24 protein-coding genes and 2 riboswitches are annotated in these 24,358 nt (G+C 60.4%); of the genes, 3 read left to right on the forward strand and 21 right to left on the reverse strand.

Annotation, left to right across the window (positions count from 1 at the left end; translation table 11 throughout):
- Positions 1-68: 68 nt before the first annotated feature.
- The 8 genes from grdD to K349_RS0107795 form a co-directional block, all read right to left on the reverse strand.
- A complete protein-coding gene (gene grdD / locus K349_RS0107750) occupies positions 69-1,241 on the reverse strand; it encodes a glycine/sarcosine/betaine reductase complex component C subunit alpha (RefSeq protein ID WP_029165282.1) in 1,173 nt (390 codons plus the stop codon).
- Positions 1,242-1,257: 16 nt separating this feature from the next.
- The gene (gene grdC / locus K349_RS0107755) at positions 1,258-2,802 is read right to left on the reverse strand and encodes a glycine/sarcosine/betaine reductase complex component C subunit beta (protein WP_029165283.1); all 1,545 of its coding nucleotides are present in this window, start codon (positions 2,800-2,802) and stop codon (positions 1,258-1,260) included.
- A 60-nt stretch (positions 2,803-2,862) separates the two neighbouring features.
- On the reverse strand, positions 2,863-4,170 hold the full coding sequence (gene grdB, locus K349_RS0107765) for a glycine reductase complex selenoprotein B (RefSeq protein ID WP_084460284.1): 1,308 nt from the start codon (positions 4,168-4,170) through the stop codon (positions 2,863-2,865).
- Positions 4,171-4,200: 30 nt separating this feature from the next.
- Positions 4,201-4,677, reverse strand: coding sequence for a glycine/sarcosine/betaine reductase complex selenoprotein A (gene grdA, locus K349_RS0107770; protein ID WP_084460285.1), 477 nt, complete (start codon positions 4,675-4,677; stop codon positions 4,201-4,203).
- 95 nt (positions 4,678-4,772) lie between these two features.
- Positions 4,773-6,059, reverse strand: coding sequence for a glycine/sarcosine/betaine reductase component B subunit (locus K349_RS0107780; protein ID WP_029165288.1), 1,287 nt, complete (start codon positions 6,057-6,059; stop codon positions 4,773-4,775).
- A 23-nt stretch (positions 6,060-6,082) separates the two neighbouring features.
- A complete protein-coding gene (locus K349_RS0107785; RefSeq protein ID WP_029165289.1) occupies positions 6,083-6,406 on the reverse strand; it encodes a thioredoxin family protein in 324 nt (107 codons plus the stop codon).
- 146 nt (positions 6,407-6,552) lie between these two features.
- Positions 6,553-6,957 carry a GrdX family protein gene (locus K349_RS0107790; RefSeq protein WP_029165290.1) on the reverse strand — a complete coding sequence of 135 codons (405 nt, stop codon included), beginning with the start codon at positions 6,955-6,957 and terminating at the stop codon, positions 6,553-6,555.
- A 32-nt stretch (positions 6,958-6,989) separates the two neighbouring features.
- A riboswitch (glycine riboswitch) is annotated at positions 6,990-7,064 on the reverse strand.
- 3 nt (positions 7,065-7,067) lie between these two features.
- Positions 7,068-7,184: riboswitch (glycine riboswitch) on the reverse strand.
- Positions 7,185-7,405: 221 nt separating this feature from the next.
- Complete coding sequence (locus tag K349_RS0107795) at positions 7,406-8,749, reverse strand: sodium-dependent transporter (RefSeq protein ID WP_029165291.1); 1,344 nt, start codon at positions 8,747-8,749, stop codon at positions 7,406-7,408.
- Positions 8,750-9,028: 279 nt separating this feature from the next.
- Here K349_RS0107795 and K349_RS16760 point away from each other — a divergent pair, with 279 nt between their 5' ends.
- Genes K349_RS16760 through hypE form a run of 3 tightly spaced genes read left to right on the forward strand, consistent with a single transcriptional unit; the run spans position 9,029 to position 11,386 of the window.
- Complete coding sequence (locus tag K349_RS16760; RefSeq protein WP_029165292.1) at positions 9,029-9,334, forward strand: HypC/HybG/HupF family hydrogenase formation chaperone; 306 nt, start codon at positions 9,029-9,031, stop codon at positions 9,332-9,334.
- Positions 9,327-10,400, forward strand: a complete 1,074-nt coding sequence (gene hypD, locus K349_RS0107805) for a hydrogenase formation protein HypD (protein WP_029165293.1) — start codon at positions 9,327-9,329, stop codon at positions 10,398-10,400. Before K349_RS16760 ends, hypD begins: the two co-directional genes overlap by 8 nt.
- The gene (gene hypE, locus K349_RS0107810) at positions 10,397-11,386 is read left to right on the forward strand and encodes a hydrogenase expression/formation protein HypE (RefSeq protein ID WP_029165294.1); all 990 of its coding nucleotides are present in this window, start codon (positions 10,397-10,399) and stop codon (positions 11,384-11,386) included. The genes hypD and hypE overlap by 4 nt, the downstream gene beginning before the upstream one ends.
- Before the next feature lie 336 nt (positions 11,387-11,722).
- Here hypE and K349_RS0107815 read toward each other — a convergent pair whose 3' ends face one another.
- The 13 genes from K349_RS0107815 to K349_RS0107880 form a co-directional block, all read right to left on the reverse strand.
- Positions 11,723-12,541 (reverse strand): hypothetical protein, encoded by an 819-nt coding sequence (locus K349_RS0107815; protein WP_029165295.1) that lies wholly within the window; start codon positions 12,539-12,541, stop codon positions 11,723-11,725.
- 624 nt (positions 12,542-13,165) lie between these two features.
- On the reverse strand, positions 13,166-14,647 hold the full coding sequence (locus tag K349_RS19880; protein ID WP_029165296.1) for a S8 family serine peptidase: 1,482 nt from the start codon (positions 14,645-14,647) through the stop codon (positions 13,166-13,168).
- Between the two features lie 59 nt (positions 14,648-14,706).
- Positions 14,707-15,180: a DEAD/DEAH box helicase family protein gene (locus K349_RS0107825; protein WP_157367334.1), complete on the reverse strand. Its 474-nt coding sequence runs from the start codon at positions 15,178-15,180 to the stop codon at positions 14,707-14,709.
- 713 nt (positions 15,181-15,893) lie between these two features.
- Entirely contained in the window at positions 15,894-16,160 is a 267-nt protein-coding gene (locus tag K349_RS0107835) for a stage V sporulation protein S (RefSeq protein WP_029165298.1), read from the reverse strand.
- A gap of 192 nt (positions 16,161-16,352) precedes the next feature.
- Complete coding sequence (locus K349_RS0107840) at positions 16,353-17,126, reverse strand: TIGR00282 family metallophosphoesterase (RefSeq protein ID WP_029165299.1); 774 nt, start codon at positions 17,124-17,126, stop codon at positions 16,353-16,355.
- 2 nt (positions 17,127-17,128) lie between these two features.
- The gene (gene rny, locus K349_RS0107845) at positions 17,129-18,667 is read right to left on the reverse strand and encodes a ribonuclease Y (RefSeq protein WP_029165300.1); all 1,539 of its coding nucleotides are present in this window, start codon (positions 18,665-18,667) and stop codon (positions 17,129-17,131) included.
- A 151-nt stretch (positions 18,668-18,818) separates the two neighbouring features.
- Entirely contained in the window at positions 18,819-19,319 is a 501-nt protein-coding gene (locus K349_RS0107850) for a DivIVA domain-containing protein (protein ID WP_029165301.1), read from the reverse strand.
- Complete coding sequence (locus K349_RS0107855) at positions 19,316-19,762, reverse strand: cell division protein SepF (protein WP_029165302.1); 447 nt, start codon at positions 19,760-19,762, stop codon at positions 19,316-19,318. The genes K349_RS0107850 and K349_RS0107855 overlap by 4 nt, the downstream gene beginning before the upstream one ends.
- Positions 19,755-20,507 carry a YggS family pyridoxal phosphate-dependent enzyme gene (locus K349_RS0107860; RefSeq protein ID WP_029165303.1) on the reverse strand — a complete coding sequence of 251 codons (753 nt, stop codon included), beginning with the start codon at positions 20,505-20,507 and terminating at the stop codon, positions 19,755-19,757. The genes K349_RS0107855 and K349_RS0107860 overlap by 8 nt, the downstream gene beginning before the upstream one ends.
- A 91-nt stretch (positions 20,508-20,598) precedes the next feature.
- Positions 20,599-21,534 carry an efflux RND transporter periplasmic adaptor subunit gene (locus K349_RS0107865; RefSeq protein WP_029165304.1) on the reverse strand — a complete coding sequence of 312 codons (936 nt, stop codon included), beginning with the start codon at positions 21,532-21,534 and terminating at the stop codon, positions 20,599-20,601.
- Positions 21,531-22,154 (reverse strand): HAD family hydrolase, encoded by a 624-nt coding sequence (locus tag K349_RS0107870; protein ID WP_029165305.1) that lies wholly within the window; start codon positions 22,152-22,154, stop codon positions 21,531-21,533. Before K349_RS0107870 ends, K349_RS0107865 begins: the two co-directional genes overlap by 4 nt.
- Complete coding sequence (locus K349_RS0107875) at positions 22,151-23,326, reverse strand: class I SAM-dependent rRNA methyltransferase (RefSeq protein WP_029165306.1); 1,176 nt, start codon at positions 23,324-23,326, stop codon at positions 22,151-22,153. Before K349_RS0107875 ends, K349_RS0107870 begins: the two co-directional genes overlap by 4 nt.
- A gap of 43 nt (positions 23,327-23,369) precedes the next feature.
- Positions 23,370-24,332: a DUF72 domain-containing protein gene (locus tag K349_RS0107880; protein WP_029165307.1), complete on the reverse strand. Its 963-nt coding sequence runs from the start codon at positions 24,330-24,332 to the stop codon at positions 23,370-23,372.
- Positions 24,333-24,358: the final 26 nt, after the last annotated feature.

Here is a 24,358-nt window from a genome sequence, read left to right on the forward strand (position 1 = left end):
AAAGTATAGCTCTTTTCATCTGCGTATTCTATATGGAATAGACAATCTTCTCGTGCATCTCTCGTCGATCAGCAATATCCTCCCCGCCGCAAAAGTTCCTCCGCCGTCTCCTTATGGCGCCCGGGAATCTTGACGACCGGTCCGGTACATCCCATGGCGGATTCCGCGTAGATACCCGCCTTCCACAGCTCCCGCACCGCCTCTTCGATGGAGAGCACGTCCAGACCGTGAATTTCTTCATCGGTGGGTTCGGCTGGAGGCGCAACCACCAGTTCGGCCACACCTTGCGCCCGCACGGCAAAATCTTCGAGAATCGCGTCGAGTCCGGCTTTACGGGCCGCGCTGAGTTCCTCCTGGACAAGACGGGGCAATGCTCCCCGAACCGTCCGGGCCGTGAGAGCGATGGCTCCGGCAATGACGGGAGCGCCGCTCGCCCGGGAGATGATGGAGACGATTCGATCCCATCCCTCTCCGCAGGAGGGACCGTATCCCCATCCAGTTGCCTCGTAGCCCCCACCGGTGGTGAAGGCGGCAAACATTTTCATGAGCACGTTTCCCGTGAGACTGTCCGCAACGCACACGTCCACGGCACCCGCCAGAATATCGTTTCCCCGGAGAATCGCGCCGCCATCCCTGCGTACGCTGCTACCGAAAGTGAGCGCGTATCCCTTTTCCTGAAGTTTCTTCAGCGCCTTGAAAACCGTCTGGGCACCTTCCACGTTCAGAATGCCCACGGTGGGATCGGCAATACCCGACGCCTTCGCCGTGGCGATACCGTAAAACGTGTTGCGAAGCATGGCTTCCACGCGGTTCGCCGAGGCCGTTCCCGTGGTGGAGGCAAGAAACATCCCCTTTCCCCGCGCGGGCGTGAGAACCTTGCCGATGGTCGTCACACCCAGAGGAAAGGGATAGTGCAAGGCTACACAGCCCTGGATCTCTCCTTCGTCGAGGGCCTTCTCCATGGCCCGGGAGATGTCCTCTTCGCAGTCCGGCGTCTCGATCCACGAGAGTTCTTTCGCACCTTCGCCGGCGCTCCGGGGACCGATCATGACCACCTGAACGGGCGAGGATTCCTGGGCGAGCAACGCTCCCCGGAGCAGTTCCTCCGGCCCGAGTTCGCTCCCCGACGCCAACAGACCGATCCGGACCTTGGGGCCTGTATCGCCCCGTTCCACTGCACGCGCAGCATCCACGATCTCCCTCAGGGCCGTTCCGAGGAGCCGTTTTGTGTCTTTCGTCATAATAAAAAGCCCCTCCTTACGCCTCCTGCTTCCCGAGGGAAGCCGCGAGGTCGGACAGCGCCTCCAGAAGAAGCGCTTTCACATCCTCCTTCGTGAGCGACTCCACCGACGCCTTCTTCGCCTGGGGCGGTTCGAGGAGGAAGGACGCGCCGTCGGAAAGATTCGTGAGTCGGGCGAGGAAGAGACTCCCCTTGCCGATGATCATGGCCCTCCTGATTCGTCCTTCCTTGATCCAGTCGCAGGCGTGTCCCACAAAGGGAACCCCCGAGGGAATATGCCCCTGGGTGTGGGCGAATCCGGGAACGCCTCGTTTTTTGACGAAGTCGTTCATGTCCCCCTTTTCTAGCTGTTTCTTCATGACCGCCAGGGCGGCGATCATTTTAAAATTCGCCTCGGGGACGTTTCCAGCTCCTGCGGGAACGGTGATTTCAGGAATCTGAAGCTCCGCCGCGTATTTGTCCACATCGGAAAAGCCGAGCCCGAGCTTCTCCAGGGGATCCCAGACGAGAGCCCCCGTGATGGCCTGAGGCGCCGCCCCTGCCGCGACCGTGTGTTTTCCCAGAGCATCCAGGCGGATCACCGGACTGACACCGTCCTCGGGAGTGAGGAGCACGGCGAAATTGCCGAGACAGTCCTCCAGGGAAGGAAGACCTTTCTTTACGTGATCCCGGCTGTTCATGCAAAGCTTCGGAACCGCACCACCCGCGAGGACGACACAGTTCTTCCGCGCTCCGGCGGCGACCTGGGATGCTCCGGCGATCATGGCGTTCACCGGACCGGCACAGAAGGCCCGCACGTCGAAGCCACTAGCGTTGACGCATCCCGCAATCTCCGCCACCGCCTTAGCGAAGTTTCCTCCGCCCCGCTGGTTCATGTCCCCCGCGGCTTCCTCGGAACACTCCACGACGAAATCCACGTCCTCCGGGGCGATATCCGCGTTCTTGAAAAGGTGCAGGAGGGCAAGCACGCCACCGGCCTTGCAGGCAAGATTCTCCAAGAGCACGTAGGCTTCGAGGCACTCGTCCACATCATGTCCCTGACGCACGCATCCCACGGGAACTCCTTCGGAATAGAGAAGCAACGCATGATGTGTCTCCGCCTCGCCCCGAATCTCCTCGGAGGTATGCCCTTTTTCCAGGCGGGCAAGAAGAGCGGGCGTCATCAAAGGATGCGCGGCCAGCTTCTCCCGAATCCTGGTGGCGAAGGATTCCTCGAGCCAAACCAAATCGAAGACATCGCACATGTCCAACAGTCCGAGAAATTCATCCTCGGGCATGATCTCGCCGTATTTGCCGAACCGCGACGCACCTTCCAGGCGATGGGAGTACCAGGGCTGGGGATGCGCCTCCAGGGCGTTCAGATCCATGCCGCCGATGTAGGCCTGGTTGGCCGGATAGGCCAATGCTTCTTCGAAGCGCTGCAGCGTTCCGGGGAGTTGCTTCAGAAACTCCGATTCTCCCTTCGTTTTTCGTTCCACATAAGGGGTATTGCCATAGTGCAGAGCGAGCTCAGGCACGTGGTTCAGGCAATAGGCGTATCCCTTGACGGCAACGTTGGACATACGAGTGCCTCCTCTTGAAAAGAGTAAAAAAGGGCCGGGGGGTATCCCCCGACCCTCCGTTCATTCGGAGAAGACGGTCTGTTCCGAAATCTCCGTTTGAAGCGCCTTGAGTGCCTTTTCGACGAGTTTCCGGCGAATGATTTTTTCCTCCGCCGGTGTTTTCGTGGGATCCCCGAGCGGATGGGGAATGGCGACGGCGGGAACGATCCGGTTCGCGCCGACCGTGAGAGAGATGGGAACGATCGTACATACGTGAACAACGGGGAATCCTGCACGTTCGATTTCCTTGACCATCGTTGCGCCGCAACGAGTGCAGGTTCCTCAGGTGGAGGTGAGAATCACCGCGTCCACGCCGTCCTTCTTGAGCTTCGCCGCGATTTCAGCCCCGAAACGCTTGGCATTGGCCACGGGCGTTCCGTTGCCTACGGTGGTGAAGAATTTTCCGTAGAGCTTCTTGAAGACACCCTCTTTTTCCATCTCCCGCATCACATCAACGGGAAGCACCCGGTTCGGGTCGTTGTTGGCGTAGGTGGGGTCATAACCGCCGTGGGCCGTCTCGTGGCTGGACGCAGTGAGGCGGTCGAACTCCTCGAGACCGTATTCGCCGTACTTGGTCGCGCTGGAAGCCTCGATATGGTCGGGATTTCCCTTGGGGCAAATTCCTCCGGAAGTGACCAGCGCAATGGTGGCATTCGCCAGATCCTTCAGGGGCGGACTCGGGGGCACCCTGTCGAAGACCGGCATGGGGTACTCCGTGACGAAGGGCTTCCCCGCGAGCTTGTTCACCAACATTTCCACGGCACGCTCCGCACCTGTGACATCGGTGAAGAAATTCTTCCGAAGCCCCTGCTCGAGGTACCCTTCCGCCTCCGGCGAGCCCAGCTCTTCCTTCCGGAGAAGCTTCAGCGTAAGACGAGCCATGGCGGGAACCGCATCCTTCATGCCCCGGGCACTGTCAGCGGTCTTCGCGATGATTACGCTCTTGCGGAACATGTCCACCCCCGGGTTCTCCGGGTACATACCGGTCACGGCGGGAATGCCGAGTTCCTTGGACACGGCCGCGCACACCGCACCCGCCGCAGTTCCATAACGCCCGGCGTTGAAGGCCGGTCCTGCAACCACCGCGTCGGGATTGCAGCTCCGGATCATCTGGAGAATGTCCGCGGTGGCCTTCTCCATATTTTCCGCGAAATAGCCGTCACCGCAGATCACTGTGGCAACCACCTGGGCGTCGCTGCCGAGAGCGGCCGCAAGAGCCTGCCCAGGGCCGACCACACCCTGCCGCAGTTCCGGGGGAACATCCGCCTTGTCCTCTCCCCCGATACCGGCAAAGAACTGGTTGATATAATGCACTACACGGAAGGACATGAGGTTCCCTCCTCCATTTCGTTCCCAAGATTACAGGGGATATTTGGCGTATTGTTCCCGCATGTTCTTGACGGCCTGGCCCAGTTTTTCCGTGTCGAGGACCATTTCCATCATGCTGATCTGTTCCTCCCAGGCAGCCTCGTCGGCCTCCTGGCGAATCTCCGGTTCGAAGACGTGATAGACCGCGAGCCCCAACGGGGCTCCAGCCAGAGGACCTGCATAGGTGGGATCGCCGTTGGTCACCGTTTCGGCATAGATCTCGGCACCCTCCGGGTCGGAAGAACCAAGAACGACCACAACGTTTTCCGCACCGAACTTTTCAGCGGCGTCCTTGACACGCTGCTGATTCTGCAGGTCCATGGCTCCCGCGGCGGTTCAGACGAAACACTCCGTCACCGAGAAGACGATGTCCGCACCACTCTTTTTCAAGCAGGCTTCCATGGCGGGTCCCGCCACGCCGTCCCGTTCGCCGAGAAGGATCAATTTCTTTCCGGCCAACGCTCCCATGGTTCCACCTCCTCATTTTTCCTTACTTCAATGCGTCGCTCCGAAGGAGCAAACGCATCGGGCCTCTTCCGCGCCGCCAGGCGACACCGGAATGATCACTTCGTGCAGGCGCTGATCTTGGAGAATCCGAGTTCGCTCGTCGCCCCCGTGATGGCCTGCAGCTCCACGAGAACAGAGCCATCCTTCCGAAGAGCGCCCTCATATCCGCCGGCAATGACGTTGACGAAAGCGGGAAAACCGATGACCTTCTCCATGGGAGGCAGGAGGATCATCTCGTTGGCGTTGCCCCCCGTAACCACCGCATCCGCCTCTTTACAGGCATCGGCCAGAGACTGGCTCGCACCATCCCGACCGGCGTACTCGTCGGTGATGAGCACCGTCTTTATTCCCGCGTTCTCCGCCTTGCGGCAGTTCATGATGAGATCCGTGTCGGGATTGCCGAATCCTTCTTCGCTGATGATCAGCCCTTCCACGCCGAGCATGGAGGCGAGCTTCACCGCGTAGGAGGAACTGCGTTTCTTATCCGCGAGCGTGACATTCTCGTTGGTGATGACGCATCCTACGAAGTTGATGTCCTTGCCGTGCCGTGCATAGAGCGCGCGAATTACGGGGTTGTTCTGGTGCGAGAAGGTACTGTTCTTGTCACAGGCGGAGACGCAGTTCCCGGAAACGATGGCCCCGTCCATCACCTCGTTGGGATGGATTAGCGTGGGAAGAATTTTTTTCGCGTCCACGCCGTACACGTAGGTGTCGTGAAGCAATCCCTGGGACTGGAGCATATAGAGATAGGCGACCTTGGGCAGACCCGCGTGGGACGTCATGGCCACGCTGAAAGGCGGCAGCTCGTAGCTCTCCACTACATCCGCCCTGGCGGTCTTCACCGCCGAGGCAAGATAATGAGCGACCCGGAATCCCGCCATGCGACAGGCGTTCTCGTAATCGTGTTTCTCCAGACCCTCCACGGGGGTGAAGACCAACACCAAGTTGAATGTCTCGGAAAAGGGCGTGTAGGCAGCGCCCGGACCGGACATATCCACAATACCCTCCTGAAAGCCCACGATCTGTCCGCAGGTAACCACCGCGGCGCCGTCGAGCACAAGGGTTTTGCCGCTTCCGACGGTCTCCACGTCGCCGATGAAACCCGGGAACACTTCTCCAGGTCCCTCGAGTTTGCACCGAGGCTGCACCACATCCTTCACGGGCGTGATACGCGTCCGCTCTCCGGGACGAGCCACATCGACGGCAACCTCGGCAAACCGGGAATCCGTACGGAGCATTTCCAGAACAGTCTTTTCATCGACTGTGAGCACACCGCCCTTCAGGGCAGTGACGGATCCCAATTCCAATCCGGTAATGCTGATCTTGTGCAGTTCCAGTCTCACCGCTTGTCCCCCCCAACGGGATGTTACGCCTGCAGGAGTTTCTCCGTGTTCTCCCGAATCGATTCGAGGGTCACCTCCCCCCCGGTGATACGGGATACGAGTTCTCCTGCCTTATAGAAAAGAAACGTGGGCACGCCCATGACCTTGAGGGAAATGACCAGCCGGCGATTTTCCGCCACATTCAGCTTGCAGAAGGTCACCCTCCCTTCGTACTCCTTCGCCAGTTCCTCCACCTGGGGCAAAAGAGCCAGACAGGGACCACATTTCGGTCCCCACAAGTCCACCACCACCGGAATTTCACTCTGAAGCACGACGCTGTCGAACGACTCCTTGTCCACCTCGATCACTCTCGTCACCTCCTTTCCGCAAGCGCTCCTTCCACGTCGCTCCTTGCATTCGCGACAACGCGCCTCTCTCACCGCCGATGAAAGCTCCGCCTCCAGCCCTGCAGTTCCGTGCTCAGAGTTCCTTAACTAAGAAGAAAAATGTTTTCCTAGGGGATCCAAAGATGGTCCCGGAGAAGGCTTTCTTTCATGAGTTCCATATCGAGAAAGGCCAAGTCCTCCAGTGCCTCCGAAGAAAAACCGGAACCGGAACCCGTTGCCGGTACTTGCCTCGGAAGAGCATGGAGAACCAGAGCCTCCTCCAGCAACTTCAGGGAATCCATGTCGACCGGTGCGGGAGAGATGGCGGGTTTCCGCAGAAGGACGGAACGGAACGGTTGTTGCGACGGACGGAAATTGCCGTAAAGAGGATGTGTGAGAAGGCGCCACCCCTGGTGGACGAGATCCCTCGCAGCGATAAAAACATCCTGCGCCACCCCCTCGATGAAACGAGAAGAGGATACATGTCCGACGATGCGGGCGTTATTGGTTATCAACACAACATCGACAGTCATAGGTCATTCCCCCCTTACGGGACGACGGCCTACTCTGTCCTGGTGCCCCGGAGATTCGCGCGGGCGCGCTTGCTCCTTAGGCGGGCGCGGGCGCACCCTTTCCAGAGATCCCTCCCGTCGCAATCCTTCCGCCTGAGAGATTCAGCCCGTGGGCTTTGCACCTTCGGCGCTCCGCATCCTTTTTCAATCCGATTTCCGGAATACGAAGACTCTCTTGCGACGCTCTTCGGGATGAGCCATTCTGTATCAATCATACCACTTGTTCACAAAAGGTCAACAAAAACCCCGTTTCGTTTCTTTATAATACATATTCATCATTGGAATGTTTTGATAACCTGACCTCTTCCCGATCACCTTGTCTCCGCGCCCTCGGAAATCATTGCGTTCCGAGGACGCGGAGACGTTTTTCAGTACAGGCGCTTCTTTCCGGAAAAGTGGATCCCTCAGGCTACCACTTGAGGCCCGAGAAGAAGATGTAGGCGATCGCCACGGGAGCGACGATGCGGCAGATCCATACCCAGGCGGTCATGAAACCGAAAGGAATGGTGCCGTTGTTTGTGATTTCCTTCTCGGCTCCGTCAAGCCACACCCAGCCCACGAAGAGAGAGATAAAGATTCCACCGAGAGGCAGCAACACATTTGACGAAACAAAGTCCACCGCATCCAGAAAATCCTTCCCCGCCACCTGGGGAATATGTCCTCCGAGGGAAAGCGCGGAGGGAACACCCAGAAGGAAAATGACCAGTCCCAGAATCCACGTCGCCTTGGGACGGCTCCAGCCGAGTTCGTCCTTGAAGTAGGCCACGCAGACCTCGAGGAGCGAGATAGCGGAGGTGATGGCCGCGAGGAAGAGCAGGAAGAAGAAGAGCGCCGACCAGATCATGCCACCGGGCATCTTGGCGAACACGCTGGGAAGGGTGATGAAGGTGAGACCCGGTCCCGCTCCGGGTTCGACGCCGAAGGCGAACACCGCGGGGAAAATGACGAGCCCTGCCAGAAAAGCGACGCACGTGTCGAGGAAGGACACCGTCACGGCTGCGGAGGGAAGCACTTCTTTCTTGGACAGATAACTGCCGTAGGTGATCATGCATCCCATGCCGAGGGAGAGAGAGAAGAAGCCTTGTCCCAGCGCGGCGAGAAAGACGCCTCCATGCACCTTGGAGAAATCGGGCTTGAGATAGAACTCGAGCCCCTTGCCCGCACCCTCAAGCGTGACCGAACGAACGATGAGGATGAGGAGAATGAGGAAGAGTCCGGGCATCATCCATTTGCAATATTGCTCGATGCCGCTTCCGATCCCTTTGTAGACGATCCAGATAGTCATGAGCATGAAGATGGCCTGCCAAAGGATCACCTGGGTGGGATTGCTCACGAAGGCGCCGAAGGCGTCTCCCGCCTTCCCTTCGGCGGCAATGGCGATAAGCCCCGTGAAGGATTTAACCATGTAGGCGAGTGTCCACCCGGCCACCACACCGTAGAACGAAAGGATCAAGAATCCCGCGATAACGCCCATCCATCCCACGAGAGGCCAAGCCCCACCCTTGATCTTTTTGAAGGAACCGACCGCGTTGAGCCCTGCGTTGCGTCCGATGGCGAACTCCGCCAGCATGACCGAGACTCCGATGGTGAAGACGATGGCGAGATAGATGACCACGAAGGCGCCACCACCGTTGGCCCCGACCATATAGGGGAATTTCCAGATGTTGCCCAGCCCCACGGCGGATCCCGCCGCCGCAAAAATAAAGCCCATCCTGCTGCCCCACTGTTCGCGCTGTTCGATCCCGTTGCTCATAATCCCCCTCCTCGACGTCTCAAAGTCGTGCATGTACGACGCGCAAACATCTCCCGTTTCAAGGATTCCGGTGCCGATGTCGTTCTTTCTCCCGCATCACCTCCCCTGCCTCCACTTTAAACCGCACATATTCCTCTGTATTTTAGTACAAGCCAAAAGCCAAGACAATGGTTCCTTCAGGAGGTACAATACTTTCCGAAATATAAACAGCGGAAAGCCCCGTCAAAACACTGGCCCCGCCGGGACCACTCAATTTTGATCATCCAAGGAGAAAATTCCATGTGCCTTGCAATTCCCCATCGAATCGTGGCCATTACGGACGGACGGACCTGTCGCGCCCGGGCGGGAAACGTGGAAGTCCTCGTTCGGACCGACCTGCTTTCCTCCGTGCAGATCGGAGACAGCATTCTGGTCCATGCCGGCTTCGCCATCGAGAAACTCCAGGAAGAGGACGGGAGGGAACTGGAGTCTCTCTGGGAGGAGATCCGTGCGCTCGAAGCCACTCTTTCCCCGGAGCCAGCCTCCGATTCCGCCGGCATTTCCCTCGGCCTGTCCGACGACTCCGAACGCATGAACAATGCCTGAACGCACAGTTCCCTCCTTCGGCAAACTGCTGGCACATCTCGTCTCGCGTCCAACGATCCTCATGGAGGTCTGCGGTACCCACACGGTCTCCATTTTCCGAAGCGGCATCCGGTCCCTCCTCCCCGAAGGGCTCACGCTTCTCTCCGGCCCCGGATGCCCCGTGTGCGTCACCGATCAGAGCGAGATCGACGCGGCTCTTTCTCTGGCGTCTCTTTCCGGAGTGACCGTCACCACCTTCGGAGACCTGTTGCGCGTTCCCGGGCGGGATGGCTCTCTCCTGGACACGAGGGGACGGAGCGCGGACGTGCGCATCGTCACCTCCGCCTTTCAAGCTCTGGAGACAGCCCTTCGGGAACCAGAACGGCAGGTGGTCTTTCTCGCGCCGGGCTTCGAGACCACCGCACCTTCCACGGCGGCGGTCGTCCTGGAGGCGGCGGAAAAGAAGACAGCCAATTTTTCCGTCCTCTCCCTCCACAAACTCGTTCCGCCGGTGCTGCGCGTCCTCGCGGCCGATCCCGAGCTGGCCGTGGATGGACTGCTTCTTCCCGGTCACGTGAGCGTCATCCTCGGCGAAGCGCCCTATTCCTTCCTTTCCGAGCGACACGGCATCGCCTGCGCCATCGCCGGCTTCGAGGCCGAAGAAATCCTGCTCGGCCTGACGGAGCTGCTTCGGCAGATCCGCACAAACAGGCCCACAGTGCGCTCCCTCTACGGAAAAGCAGTGCGCCCTGAAGGAAACGCGAGAGCCCGGGAACTGATGGAGCGCGTCTTCCGCCCTGTGGACGCGCCGTGGCGGGGACTCGGCGTGATCCCATCCTCAGGACTCGCTCTGCGGGAAGAATTCCTTCCGTGGGACGCCGCGCAACGCTTTCCTCTTCCGACAAACCCCGCACAGGTGGAGACGGGGTGCCGCTGCGGGGACATCCTCACGGGGAAATTGACTCCTCCGGAATGCCCGCTCTTCGACAATCCCTGCACTCCCGCATCGCCGGTAGGTCCCTGCATGGTCTCCAGCGAAGGAAGCTGCGCCGCACACTATCGCTACGCCCTGCGAGGCACGCCATGAGCCGCCTGACGCTCGGACACGGCAGCGGCGGAAGACTGACCCAGCAGCTCGTGCACCGTATCGCCGAGTGCTTCCCCCTCACCGGACACGATATGGAAGATTGCGCCATCACACCGGACGGCTCGGGGGCGACCATGGACGGATTCACCGTCACACCCCGCTTCTTTCCGGGGGGCAACCTCGGCAAGCTCGCCGCCTGCGGCGTCGCGAACGACCTCGCCGTCCGCGGCGTTCGTCCGGAACAGCTTCTGCTCAGTGTCATCGCGGAGGAAGGATTCGACGAAGAGGAGCTTCTGGCGCATCTCCGAAGCGCCGGAGCCGTGTGCGGCGCCCTGGAGATGCGCCTCGTGGGCGGAGACACCAAAGTGGTTCCCCGAGGCGCCGTGGACGGGCTTTTTCTCTCCGCCTGCGCCTTGGGCAGAGAAGAGCCCCGCAGAGAAGAACGACTCGGAGCCGCCAGGCTGCAGCCCGGGGACACGATTCTCCTCACCGGTCCAGCCGGACGGCACGGTGCAGCCATCGCCGCGGCACGCTACGAATTGGACGTCCCGGGGCTCGCCAGCGATTGCGCCGCCCTGTGGCCGTTGCTTGCTCCCCTGCTGTCGCTCCCCGGGCTCCGGGCCATGCGGGACTGCACTCGGGGAGGCGTGGGGACCGTCCTCTGCGAATGGGCGGAAAGCCGCCACCTCGGCATCTCCGTGGAGGAAAGGGCCTTTCCGGTCGATCCGGGGGTTGTCTCCGTCGCCGATCTTCTCGGTCTGGATTCCCTCTATCTCGCCTGTGAAGGAACCGCCGTCGTGGCAATCGCTCCCGGGGAGACTGCCGAGGCTCTCCGCCTCCTTCGAAGCCACCCTCTCGGGGCGGAGGCTGCGGAAATCGGCGTCATCACGGAGGAGCATCCGAACCTGGTGAGCCTGACCACCCGCATCGGAGGCCGGCGCCTCGTGGACATGCCCGTGGGTGAACTGCTTCCCCGCATTTGCTGAGTGAAAACGGCAGCGGACGCACGTAAACGGGCCGGGCTGCTTCAGCCCGGCCCGCAACGTCTCTACCGCCGCAATTACCACCTACGCATCTGATGTACTTTAGGGTGTACGCTCAACACGGCGAGGCTGTTCCCGCACGCCGCAAGAAGTTCCTCCGCGCTTTTTCCGTCGGAACGGAGAAAAAGCGGGCGCAAAAAAGAGTAAGGAAACCCTGATCAAGTAGGCATCGCCCTCTCTCGATTGTCGATTGCATCGCCTTTTTCCGAGATCGGCACGGCATTTTTCAGAGGCTCCGTAAAACTCTTTTCCCCACCCACGCTGTCATTTCTCCCGTCGTTATGCCGATGTCCCCATCGCTCCCTCGAGAGCACCGATCAATTCCTCCAGAAAGGTCCGGAGAGCCTGACGCAGGCCGTCCGAGGGCTCCGTCTCCACGGGCGTCCAGCCCGCAAACCACTTCGGTGGCTCGATGGGCTCCAGAGTAGCGCCCTCCGTACCGCGCAAACGGAACCAGTCGCCCTCCTCGTTCATGTAGTAACGGCTGGTGCCGCCCTGAAGCGGCTCCGGGGGAACCACCTCCCGATAGGACACACCGTCGATCTCCGTCCACTCTCCCCACTGATAGGAGAGATTCGGCGTCCCACCCGTCACGGGCGTCTCCTCCTCCCTGTCGAGAGGCGGGGGACCACCCATCTCTGGGGAATACCACGCGGGAGCCTCGATGGGAGCGAGCACCGCACCCGGACAGGACGCGAGGCTGTACCATCCTCCCGCCTCGTCCATGTAATACGCGGGGCCCCCTCGGGAAGTCCCCTCCGGCGGATAGGCCCGGCAATACTTCGCTCCGTCCACTTCCACCCAGTCCCCCCATTGAAGAACCCCCTCCTCGCCCGGAGGAGTCAGCTCCCAGGATGGAACGGGCTTTGCGGTGAAAACGGGCCCGTCCGTGATGGGAAACGGCGAGGATTTCGTCGAGGCGGCGAGAGCTTTCTCCACCAGGCTTTCAAACACCGGGGAGAGCGCTCCTGCTCCGCCGCTTCCGTCTCCCTTCAGAGACACTTCCTGGTCGCGCAGCTTCTGTCGTATCTCCGCGAGCCTCGCCACATGCTGTTCCGTCAACAAAGACTGCACGCCGCTCCATTTCGGATCGGACACGTCCCATTCCCCCGTTTCCTCGGCGCGTTGCGCCGGAAAAATCGTCCCTGTTCCACAAGGAATTCTCCACCACTCCGGTTTCCGTTTCGGTCGTGACGCAACCGGACTTGACGAACCAGTTCGCAGAGAATGTGGCAACGATCATCAAGAGCGGGCACCAAAGGGGCCAAAGGGGCCACATGGACCGTCGTTTCCAGGAAGACTTCCGCTGAGCGCTGGGTGGTCCGAGCTGCCGCGTCACCTCGACTCGATGCGGCAATCGTACCTTTCTCAAGCGTACCTCTATGAACAGAACAACTACCGGCGGGCAGTGCTTAGCGAACATCTAAGGAAGCTCTGCATAAAGGCCTTTCGCTTTCCCTTAACTCGGGTCGCGTCGGGATCTTCGAGGCGCCCTGCGGGGCTGACGCAGTCTTATTCAGAGGCTCTCTAAAAATTTAATTCCTCCCTTCCCTGACCTGCCGTTTCGACCTCGAAAAATGAAAATCTTTGATAGGACAAAAAATGGAAAGCCGCCTCGAACACTGCGGCGGCTTTCCGGGACAGTACAGATGTTTTTCCGCGGCGCTCTCCCACGAGAAAAGGACGGGAGCCTGCGGCGCTCTCTCCGAAGAGCGTCCCGCGCTAGCGTTTTCCGCTCAACAGGAGCAACGGAACCAGAAGCAGAAGCATGCCGGGCACGACACCCACGGAACAACCGCCACCACCGCCACCACCGGACGAAGGAGTGGGAGGGACAGTAGGCGTCAGAGTACCTGTGGGCGCACTACTCATCGCCGCAGCAACGTTCAAATCGCCCCCCGTGGCAACCTTTCCTGCCAGTTCGGGGTTAACGTTCACTGCACCGAGAATGCGAGCCTTGATCTGTGCCGCTGTCTCCGCAGGATATCGGGCCGCCAGAAGCGCCGCCGCACCGACCACATGGGGCGTCGCCATGGATGTTCCGCCTTTAAGACCGTATCCACCGTCGAAAGTGGTGCTGAGAATAGCAACACCCGGAGCGGCGAGATGCACAAAGGTCGGGCTATAGTTGGAAAAGTCGCCTTTCTCGCCGAAGCGATCGATGGCCGCAACGGTGATCATTCCATCGAACTGGAAACAGGCCGGATAGGGACGCTCTCCTCGATAGTCATAGTCGGGGTCGTCTGGGTTCGACCCGGGGCCGCCGGGATTGTCGATATCCTGGTATTCGTTTCCAGCGGCGACCACGACGAGAACGCCCGCGTCACAGACCGCCTGGATCGCATGGCCGTAAGGACTCGCAGAGGGATTCGTCACGATAGGAGCCCATCCTCCTAGAGACATGTTGACCACGCGGACATTCAGCCCACCGTTTTTCTGCCCAAGCACGTAGTTGAGTCCGGCGATGATCGCGTCGGTCGTACCGCTGCCCTCGGAGTTCAGAGCTTTGACCGCCAACAGTTTGACGTTCCAGTTCACGCCCGCCACACCTACACCATTGTTCCCTACAGCGCCGATGGTGCCCGCCACGTGGGTTCCGTGTCCTTGGTCATCCCGCGGATCCGTGGGATCGGGCGCTCCTTCGACGTAGTTCCGCCCATAAAACCCCTCCAGATCGCGTCCCATGTTCGCCGCGAGATCTTCGTGATCGTACGCGATTCCAGTGTCGATCACCACCACGTAGACCGCGTCGCTTCCCGTCGTGGCGTCCCACGCCGAGGGGGCGTCGATGCGCGCCATTCCCCAAAGTTCCCCGTAGCGCGGATCATTGGGTTCCACCGTGGCATGGACGATGTAGTTGGGACTCGCTCCGAGCACTGCGTCGTTTTCCTCGACCGCCGCAAGGAGCTCCTCCGTGCTTTTTACGTCAGAGCGGAGCAACAGGATGCTTTTTCCCGTCACCGCTGCCAGAGAGGAATAGGTGCGCACCGCCCGGGCTCCGACGGACTCCGCAAAGGCGGACGCCTGAGCGGCGAGGGCAGCTTCGAAGGAAACACCGTTCGCCTGGATGTTCGCGGAAGGAGCCTCTCGGAGGAGAACAAGAACCTCACCGGGGACATAGTCCGGAGAGGCTGCAGCACTCACCGATCCGACACAAAAAACGAGGAGCAACAGGCAGAAAAAGGCAACTCCGATCTTCTTCACGGCACATCACCACTTTCGTCGGTTTTTTGGAAGAAATCCGTTGTGTTTCCAGAAAAAGATCAGGGCGTAGAGATCAACTTCTGTTCCCGGTTCGGCGTCACGGACTCAATGAGCAGATCCTGCTCGAGAAGAGACCGTAACTTCTCCTCTATCCTCTGATCCTTCGCCGCCAAATCACTTCGGACGTGGAACATGCCCTTTCCCGTCGTTTCCGCGATCGCATCGTACGTGCGTAGAACCACAAGGCCGTAGCGATTCGCCAGATATTCCCCCTGCATTTCGAGCATCAACGCCGCAAGAGCGCGCCGCGTTTCGCCAGTGCTCGTGGTTATTCGGGATTTGGCGTGAAACAGAACGATGTATTCTCCGGCGACCGTCTTCTCCTGGGACCCTGAACCGACAACGACGGCGGAAGTTTCCGCCTGCCCCTCAAAAGGCACGGAGACAACCACCCCCAATGCAATCAACAGAAGCATAAAGAGGAGATATCCTCTCCCGACTCTCGATCCACGACATTCATGTCTTCGCATCACTTCATTCCCTCCTCCTTTTTCTCTTCTCGTCCTTTTTTCTTCCTCCTTTCTCGAAATGGTTTTTCCGAGCTGCCGCGCAAAGAGAGAAATCCATCCCTCTCGGAGAAATAAGAGAGATGGTGCGAAAGAATATTTAGGGAAGTTCTGAACAAAGATCTTTCGCTTTTCCTTGACTCGGGTCGCATCAGGCTCTGCGAGGCGCCCTGCGGGGCTGACGTAGCCTTATTCAGAGATTCCTTAGAGCAACTCTTTTGATAGGATACTCGAAACGACAATCCCTGACCAGGTGACGCAAGGTCGAATTCGCTCTCGAAACAGGATACTCGAGTTAAGGAAGCCCTGAATAAAGACCTTTCGCTTTCCCTTGACTCGGGTCGCATCGGGCTCTGCGAGGCGCCCTGCGGGGCTGACGTAGCCTTATTCAGAGATTCCTTAAGAAGAGAAGGTACGAAGCCCCTCCTCTCACCCTACCGCACATACCGTTCGGTATACGGCGGCTCGCAGAAGCAACGGAATGTTTGATACACGGAACTCAAGCTCACCAGCTCCCGCAAAGAAAAAGAGAGGGGCTCCCCCGTGGGGAGCCCCTCTCGCTTGCAGAAACAAATCCTCTTTACAGATCCTCTTTCTCGGTCGGACCCATGTCGCCCGCGCCGTTTTTCGGCCGTCACGGCCAAACGCAGACACGCTCTCCGAAAAGTGTGTCTCTCTTTCTATCTGTTTCGGATCATAAGCTTCACGGCGGTGCGGCTCTGGCCGTCGATTTCGATGTCCGCAAACGCGGGAACGCAACAGATGTCCAGCCCGTTCGGCGCGAGATAGCCCCGCGCGATGGCGATGGATTTGACGCCCTGATTCACCGCTCCCGCACCTATGGCCTGAATCTCCACTTCCTTGCCAGCCCGGACGATGGAGGCAATCGCACCCGCTACTGCGTTGGGATTGCTGTTGGCACTGACCTTAAGCATTTCTACCGTCATGACTCCGGCACCTCCCTGAGGGCTCGCTTTTTTCCTGTGACAGCCTCTGGAACTCCTCCGCCCCGCGTACTCGATTTCGACAGCAGCTTCGAGCCTGGTTCATCCATGTGGATCGGCTCCGGCATCGTCTTCCCGAGAGCCTTTGCACGGTCCCCCGTCAAACATTCGAGGCGCTGCAACAGAGGAAGACCGTCACAGACGGATCTGCAAGCGCCGTATATGGAGAGCCCTTCCCGTCTCCTCATCGATGTCAACCACCACGCCGCAGAGGCGAAGGTCGCTCTCGCAGACGGAAAATTTGGAGGGCAGACCCGTCAGAAACCGAGAGAGCGTCGTCTCTTTCTCCATGCCGATGACGCCGCCGTGTCCTCCCGTCATGCCCACGTCCGAGAGAATCGCCGTACCACCGGGAAGAACATCTTCGTCGGCGGTCTGTACGTGCGTATGAGTCCCCACTACCGCCGAAACGCGCCCCTCGAGATACCGAAAAAGAGCATATTTCTCGGATGTGGCCTCGGCGTGAAAATCGACGAAGACCGCCTGCTCGGAAATTCGCCCGAGCAGGAGATCCGCCGTCCGAAAAGGACAATCAAGGGGAGGCATGAATGTCCTGCCCTGCAGGTTCAGCACCGCCATGCGGGCGCCGCCCCGCTCGAGAACGGTCCACCCCTGACCGGGGCAACCCTCGGGATAGTTCGCGGGCCGCAACACTCGGTTTTCTCCCGCGAGAACGGGAAGAAACTCCTTCTTGTCCCAGATGTGGTTTCCTCCGGTAAGACAATCGACCCCCAGAGCGAACAGTTCCTCCATCACCTTCTCGGTGAGGCCGAAACCGGCCGCCGCGTTCTCGCCGTTGGCGAGGACGAACGTGAAGGGACCGTCTTCCTCTCGAATGCGTGGAAGGAGTTCCCGCACGAGATCCCTTCCGGGCCTGCCCACCACGTCACCGATAAAAAGAATGCGCATGATTATTTCGCGTACTCCACTGCCCGGGTTTCCCGAACCACCGTGATCTTGATCTGTCCTGGATATTTCATCTCGTCCTCGATCTTCCTCGCCACATCGAAGGCAATTTTCTGGATCGACCCATCGTCGGTGAGGTTGGGAACGACCATGACCCGCACCTCGCGCCCCGCCTGGATGGCAAAGGCCTTGGAGACACCCTGAAATGTCTTGGCCAGGCTTTCCAATTTCTCCAGGCGTTTGATATAGGCATCCAGGCTCTCCCGGCGCGCTCCCGGCCGGGAGGCACTCACCGCGTCGGCGGCGGCGACGAGAACCGCATACACCGTCTGGGGCTCCTCGTCCTCGTGATGGGAGGCAATGGCGTTCACCACCTCCTGCGGTTCGCCGGCCTTACGGGCGAGTTCCGCTCCGATGACTGCATGGGGACCTTCCACCTGATGGTCCACGGCCTTGCCGATGTCGTGGAGCAGACCCGCCCTGCGGGCGAGGGATTCATCGAGCCCCAGTTCGGCGGCCATCATGCCCGTGAGGTGCGCCACCTCCAGACTGTGCAGGAGGGAATTTTGTCCGTAGCTCGTCCGGAATCTGAGCTGCCCCACGAGACGCACCAGATCCTGGTGCATGTTCTTGACTCCCGTGTCGAGAAGGGCCTCTTCGCCGGCTTCGAGGATTTGCTCCTCTACCTCGCGCTGGGCCTTCTCCACAAGCTCCTCGATCCGGGCAGGGTGTATCCGGCCATCCACGATGAGCCTTTCGAGGGAACGCCGGGCAACTTCCCGGCGGACGGGGTCGAAACTGCTCACGGTGACCGCTTCGGGCGTGTCGTCCACAATGAGATCCACGCCGGTGAGGGTTTCGAAGGCGCGGATGTTGCGTCCCTCTCTGCCGATGATGCGCCCCTTCATTTCGTCGGAGGGAAGGTTCACCACGCTCACGGCCACCTCCGACGTGTGTTCCACCGCACAGCGCTGAATCGCGGTGGAGATGATCTCCGCGGCCTTCTTGTCGGCTTCGCGCTTGGCCTTCTCCTCAAGCTCCTTGAGGCGAAGTCCGATGATGTGATCGGCCTCCCGCTCCACCTCCGCAAGGAGAACCTGCTGCGCCTGCTCCCTCGTCATCCCCGCCACTTCTTCGAGTCGGCGCACCTGCTCCATCTTGATCGTCTCGATCTCCTCCATGCGGGACTTCAGCGTGTCCTGACTGATTTTGAGCTCTTCTTCCTTGCGGGCAAGGGCATCGAGCTTGCGGTCGAGATTCTCTTCCTTCTGTTCCAGGCGACGCTCCACTCGCTGCTGTTCGTTCCGCCGGTCCTTGATTTCCTTCTCGACGTCCTGGCGAAGCCGAAGGGCTTCCTCCTTCGCTTCCGTGAGGATTTCCCTCTTCCGTTGCTCCGCCTGTGATTCCGCGTCCTTGAGCATCCGTTCAGTCTGGGCTCGCGCTCCGTCGAGACGTTTCTCTTCGAAGGCCTTGCGAAGGAAATATCCCGCCGCAAAGCCGACTGCGACACCCGCCGCAATCAACAACATCTGCATCAGTTGCATCGATGTCTCACCCCTTATGGAATTGTCAAAGTTCGGCCTCTCTATGGAATCAATGGTCCATATCCTCTGGAAGCCATTGGTCTATTGTACTGGTTCGGACGCATCGTCACAAGTGCGGCAAGAGGAAGACGAGTGAGGAAATGCCTCTCTCTCAAGGTTCGGACAGGGAAGATGTTCCTCCCTCCGAATCGGCATCCTCGTTTTGTGTTTCAAGGAGGGAATCAAACCGGGAAAGAAGCGCCCGCAGCTCGCCCACGAGATCCCGACGCACGTCCCGGACGCGGGCGAGTTCTCTCCGGGCTGTCTCCACCTGGTTGCGGGCTTCGCCGATCAGATGTTCGGCCCTGGCCTGGGCCTCGGCGATGACGGCATCGGCCTGTCGTTCCGCCGCACGGACCCGCTCCTCCGCGCTCCTCTGCGCCATGAGAAGCGCCTCCTGCAGCGACTCCTTGAGTCCCCGATATTCCTTCATCTGCTCTTCAAGCTGCTGGATGCGCCGCTGCTGTTCCCTGTACTGCTCCGCATAGGCGTGAATACTTCCCGCCACCTGGTCGAGAAAGGAATCCACCTCGCTCTGGTCGTATCCCCGAAGCGCACGTTTGAACTCCTGATTGGCCACGTCCATGGCGGAAAGCAGTTCCTTCTCGCTCACGGTTCCTCCTCCCCTCTGGGTCCAACCTGCACCTGCGATCGTCCCTCGTCGTTTTCCGCCCCTTCGTCTTTTTTCTCCGTGCGGGCCGTGTCCCACTCCTCCAAAACCGTCACATCCGAAAGCGCAAGAAAGACTCCGGGAGCGATCCGCCGCACGTCCCCTTTTTCCGCGTAGGCAACGCTGCAGACGAAGTCGAGAATGTTCTGTCCGACGCCGCGTTCGCAGGTGCGAAGATCCATCAGGACGAGACGCCCCTGCCGGAGCGCTTCACCGAGGGCCTCCCGGCGTTCGATGCAGGCGGACCCCCTGCAGAGGATCAGCGTGGCTCCGGAAGGCGACGGTTCGAGCACGCGCCGCTTTCGTTCCTGAAGAACATCGTCCTCCACGGCGAGATCCTCCACTTCTTCGAGAATGCCCAGTCGAACGAGAAGTCGCTCAAACATCCTCCGTCCCTCCTCTCGGGCCAAAAATCGCGCTGCCGATTCGCACCATCGTGCTCCCCTCCCGAATGGCCAAAGCGAAATCGCCACTCATGCCCATGGAAAGCTCCGGAAAGGGGTGTCCGAAACGGCGGGCCAGATCGTCCCGAAGCGTCCGTAAGCGGACAAAGGCCGCTGCCGTCTCGCGTTCGCCTCCCTCCAGGGGACCGACGGTCATGAGCCCCTCCACGGAAAGGAAGGGACACTTTTCGAGGAGATGCTCCGTCAGCGCCGGAGCCGCCTCAGGGGGAACACCATGTTTGCTCGCCTCTCCCGAAGTGTTCACTTCGAGCAGCACCGAAAGCGTCCTCCCATCCTCGCCGGCGATTCGGGAGAGATCTTCGCCGAGCCGGGCGGAATCGACACTCTGGATGCACGAAAAGAGTTCCATCGCCTTTCTGGCCTTGTTTCGCTGAAGATGGCCCACCAGATGCCATGGAATCCATGGCTGCGGCACGCCACGATGACGGAGTTCCGCCTCCCAGGCCGGCCGTTTTGCCAACGCCTCCTGAACGCGGCTTTCCCCCAGGACATCCGCTCCTCCCAGAGCCGCGGCGATCATGGCGGAAACGGGGTGATACTTCGATACGGCCACAAGACGTATCGAGGCGACATCCCGGCAGGCCTGTTCGGCCGCTTCGGCCATGCACTCCCGGACCTCCCGGATGCGGCGCCGCACCATTGTTGCAACATCCTCGTTCCGAATCATCCTCGGATCCTCCCGAAATTCCTCTCTTCCAGAGCACAGGCAACGCCCCAGGAGACGGCCTCTCTCCCGACATGCTCCGTTCCTCTAGAATCTACCACAGTTTCACCCGTCCTTCCCGGGCGTCTTCAGCAGAGAGAAGAACCAGCGCCCCGGGAACAAGCCCTTCCGTGACGAGGAAACGGCGCTCAGAAATGGGAAGCCCCGTAACTTCCTGGAAGCGCACGCTCGATCCCGTCACGAGAAACACGCCTTCCCGCATGTTCCGGACGGTCACCGCCCCCTGGGGAATCACCACGCCCGTCATGGCCGCTCCCTCGAGAATCCACTGCGCGTTCCGACGGGGCAAGAGTTCCAGCGGAAACACAGGAAGGGAGCAATAGACCTTTGTCCGCACGCCGAAATGCTTCGCCGTCCGTATCACGGCCACGATCGGCGAGACGTCCTTCCCTGTCCGGACGGAGAGAACGTTACGCCGCACATCACGGTCCACTGCGGGAGTCCGCGTCACATAGGCCACGAAACGGAGATCCTGGGGCATCGGAAGAAATTTGCCCAGGGGGTCGCCTTTTTTGATCCGGGATCCGGAAGAAATGAACCTGACCTGCGGCGCTGAAGGAATCGGTCCATCTCCTTCCCAGATGGCACCGAAAAACCACGAATTCTCCTTGCCGTCCAGAGCGGGAACAAAATACCCCGCGCCGGGAGCCCGGAACGCCTTTCCTCCGATCATCGCCAGAACCTCTCCCTTGGCGGCCCGAAAAGGAGCGTTTCCACGGGGAAAATGTACCTCCCCGTCCCGATCCGCCCGAAGAACTTCCTCCCGCCAAAGGAGCGCCACCTCGAGGGGGTGTTCCTCCACGTGCATCCACGGCTGTGCCCAGGCAACCCGGGGATGCATGTCCTGATAGTGACGCCACCACGCGAGATACAGGGCAACGGCCCCAGCCACGAGAATCGCCACGATAAACCACCAGGTCCATCGTCGCAACGTCTCACGAAGATTCCGACGTGGCGTGGCATCGCTCACGGCAGGTCCGTCACCTCCTGGAGGCGGTCCACCGTGCACCACGCACCGGCGGCGAGAAGCTCCGGCGCCCCGAAGTTACCCGTGGTGATCCCCACGCCACGGACTCCTGCAGCGGCAGCGGCCTGCATGTCCACATCCGTGTCACCCACATAAAGAGTTTCTTCCGCGGCACTGCCGAGGATGGACAGGGCGCGTTCCAGCGCATCGGGAAAGGGTTTCGGCCTCGCGATGTCCTCGAGCCCGACGACGACATCGCAAAGAGCGTCCAGAGAAACACACTCCACCACCCGGCGGGCGAAACGACGGTTCGAGACGACCCCGGTGCGGCACCCCCGCTCCCGCAATGTCCGAAGCGTGGGAACGGCATCGTCGAACACCCGCAGTCCCGCGTACTCCTCCTCCCGGCAACGCTCCCGGTAAATGTCGAGCCACCGAGGCTCGTAGCTTCCCCAAAGACGCACCAGAGCATCTTCCATGGGAAGACCGATGGTCGCGAGGACCTCCTCTTCCGTGACGGCACGTAAATTTCCTTCCAGGGCAACCATGTTCAGACAGCGGGTGATGGCAGGAGCACTGTTCACGAGGGTCATGTCGAAATCGAAAAGCACCGTGGTCGTCACGGCGTCACCTCCAGTACGAAGCCTTTCAGGTATCCCGTCTCCGGCACCTGGGCAAGAACGGGATGATCCGCTCCCTGGCGCAGCTCCGCCAGGATGCAAAGTTCCCTTCCCGCATCCCGCGCCGCATCGTCCAGCGTGGCGCGGAGCATTTCCCCGCTGAATGCGGCGCTGCAGGAGAAGAAAAAGAGCGTCCCTCCAGGCGTCAGCATCTTGAGTGTCCGCAAGGCGAGTTCTTTGTATCCCCGGCGGGCCGCTTCAATCTGATTCTTTCCCGGTGCGAAGGGGGGTGGATCCACCACAGCGACATCAAAGCGCTCTCCGGCCCGCTCCAGATTCCGGAGCACCTCGAAGGCATTGCCGCACATCCGCCGCAGCCTGTCCGGAAGCCCGTTGCGAAGGCGATCCTCCTCAGCCGCAGCCAATGCCTCTTCGGACTGGTCCAGCGCCACCACTTCCGCCGCACCGAAGGAAAGGGCGTGGAGGCCGAAAGCTCCCTGGTAGCAGAAGGCATCGAGAACACGAGCACCCGGAGCGAGTCCGCGGAGGAGACGCGGAAAGGCCCGCACGTCCAGATACGCTCCTGTTTTCTGTCCTCCCAGCGGACGCACGCCTGCCAGAAGATCTCCGTACCGCACGGGAATCACCGCATCCTCCGAGAGGGTGCCTTCAAGGACGCACCGTTCCCGGGGGAAACCCTCCCTTTCGGCAACGCGCACATCGTTGCGCAGCACCACCGCCTCGGGAGCGAGAGACTCCCGCAGCACATCCAGCAGAAGCCCCTTGTTTCTGTGCCATCCCGCGGAGAGCATCTGTACCACCGCCACGGGACCGTAGACATCCACCACGAGCCCGGGCAATCCGTCGCCTTCGCCGGAGATGAGGCGATAGGCATCCTCCCCGGCACACCAGATCCGACGCCGTCGGCGTGCCGCCGCAAACCGTTTCCGAAGAAGCTCTTCCAAAACCGGACGAGCCTCGGTCCAGGCAAGAACACGACAACACAGAGAGGCCCCGGGATTCCAGAATCCCCATCCCAGCACGTGCCGACGATCTCCGAATGCAAGCAGCTCTCCCGAAGGCGCCTCGGGAAAACCCGCCGCATGGCCACGAAAAAGCCAGGGATGCCTTGCAAGAACACGATCCATTCCCTTGGCGTTCAGGACAAGGCGCATGGCCCCTCGTGCCTCCCTCCGTTTTCCACACCATGTTGGAGCGTCACGAAACCGGTCCTGAAGAGACTTCATCCTCCTCCATACCCTCGAACCGCATCTGCTCTCCCGCCGAAGTCGCCGGAAGAAGCCCGAGCAGGACTTTCATCGACAGGGCGTTCCGTACCGCAAAATCCGCGGCACAATTGTTGAAGAGCACGAAAACCCGCCCTTCACTCCCCAGCTCCGAGAGGATTCGCTCCTTCCAGGAACGAAGCTCCTCCATGGAATAATTGTAGCCGAAGCGCTCCGCAACGGAAGCCCCCGGCTTTTTCCACGCTTCGACATTACGCCCATGGAAACGAAGGACCGTTCCCCATGAAGCGGTGCGAAACCAGTGGGGCGGCACCGTCCAGGAAAGCTCCGGCTCGTCCACGGCCACATAGGCGAGATTCTCCTGCCGAAGAACATCGAGAAAGGACTCCCGCGCCGCCTCTTCGATCCACGAGCGATGCCGCACTTCCACCGCCGCTTTCATGGGACGACAGACCTCGGCGACGCGCCGCAGATACGCGAGGCGTCGTTCCTCGAAACGAAACCAGGGAGGAAGCTGAAAAAGCAGGTACCCGAGCCGCCCCAAAGAATGCAGCGGCAGCACCGCCCGGTGAAAACGCTCCCAGAGTGCGCTCCGGAGCGCCAGGGGAAGGTCCTCCAGGCTCGGGCGCTCCACCGAGACGGGAACGGCTTCTCTTGCCCAGGGAGGAAAGTGCGCCCGGGGAACGCGATGATACGTGAAGAGCCCGAACACCTTGATATTGAACAGAAAATTCCGGGGCGTCCTCGCCACCCAGCGATAGGCCGCATCTTCCCGGGGAATCGCATAATAAGAGCTGTCCACCTCCACGGTGTCGAAACGGGACGCGTAATATCCCAACCGCCCCCGGGCATCCCGGATACCCTCGGGATACCAGCCGCTTCCGACGAGTCCCTTGTCCGTCCAGGAACACGTTCCCACGCGCAGCTCTCCCACGGATGCCCGCCCCCTCCGCACTTTTT

The sequence above is a fragment of the Aminiphilus circumscriptus DSM 16581 genome, from assembly GCF_000526375.1.
Taxonomy (GTDB): domain Bacteria; phylum Synergistota; class Synergistia; order Synergistales; family Aminiphilaceae; genus Aminiphilus; species Aminiphilus circumscriptus.